The sequence below is a fragment of the Roseomonas acroporae genome (genome assembly GCF_023223525.1).
In the GTDB taxonomy this organism is placed as follows: domain Bacteria; phylum Pseudomonadota; class Alphaproteobacteria; order Acetobacterales; family Acetobacteraceae; genus Roseomonas_E; species Roseomonas_E acroporae.
Genome location: NZ_JALPRX010000248.1, coordinates 1 through 1,182, shown reverse-complemented (window position 1 = coordinate 1,182; position 1,182 = coordinate 1). Strand labels below are relative to the sequence as shown.

At 68.7% G+C, this 1,182-nt stretch carries 1 protein-coding gene; it reads right to left on the bottom strand.

Annotation, left to right across the window (positions count from 1 at the left end; translation table 11 throughout):
* A partial coding sequence (tuf, locus tag M0638_RS28340; RefSeq protein ID WP_248670308.1) for an elongation factor Tu occupies positions 1–1,173 on the bottom strand: 1,173 nt, incomplete at its 3' end.
* Positions 1,174–1,182: the final 9 nt, after the last annotated feature.

Genomic DNA, 1,182 nt, shown 5'->3' with positions numbered 1-1,182 from the left:
GGCGACGACGCCGGCGCCGACGGTGCGGCCGCCCTCGCGGATGGCGAAGCGCAGGCCCTGGTCCATGGCGATGGGCGCGATCAGCTCGACGTCCATGGCGACGTTGTCGCCCGGCATCACCATCTCCACGCCCTCCGGCAGCTTCACCACGCCCGTCACGTCGGTCGTGCGGAAGTAGAACTGCGGCCGGTAGTTGGTGAAGAACGGCGTGTGCCGGCCGCCCTCCTCCTTGGTCAGGATGTACGCCTCGGCCTTGAACTGCGTGTGCGGCGTGATCGAGCCGGGCTTGGCCAGGACCTGGCCGCGCTCCACGTCCTCGCGCTTGGTGCCGCGCAGCAGCGCGCCGATGTTGTCGCCCGCCTCGCCCGAATCGAGCAGCTTGCGGAACATCTCGACGCCCGTGACCGTCGTCTTGACCGTGTCCTTCAGGCCCACGATCTCGACCTCCTCGCCCACCTTGACGATGCCGCGCTCGACGCGCCCCGTCACCACCGTGCCGCGGCCCGAGATCGAGAACACGTCCTCGATCGGCATCAGGAACGGCAGGTCCTTCGGGCGCTCAGGCTGCGGGATGTAGGCGTCCACCGCCTCCATCAGCTTCAGCACCGCCTGCTCGCCCTGCTCCGGCGCCTTGTCCTCGAGCGCCATCAGCGCCGAGCCGTGGATGATCGGGATGTCGTCGCCCGGGAACTGGTAGGAGGAGAGCAGCTCGCGCACCTCCATCTCGACCAGCTCCAGCAGGTCGGGGTCGGCCATGTCCACCTTGTTGAGGAACACCACCAGCGCCGGCACGCCCACCTGCCGCGCCAGCAGGATGTGCTCGCGCGTCTGCGGCATCGGCCCGTCCGCCGCCGAGACCACCAGGATCGCGCCGTCCATCTGCGCCGCACCCGTGATCATGTTCTTCACGTAGTCGGCGTGGCCCGGGCAGTCCACGTGCGCGTAGTGCCGGTTCGCCGTCTCGTACTCGACGTGCGCCGTCGAGATCGTGATCCCGCGCGCCCGCTCCTCCGGCGCCTTGTCGATCTGGTCGTACGCCGTGAACGTCGCACCGCCCGCCTTCGCCAGGACCTTCGTGATCGCCGCCGTCAGCGACGTCTTGCCGTGGTCCACGTGCCCGATCGTGCCGATGTTGCAGTGCGGCTTGTTCCGCTCGAACTTCGCTTTCGCCATTGCCTTGTT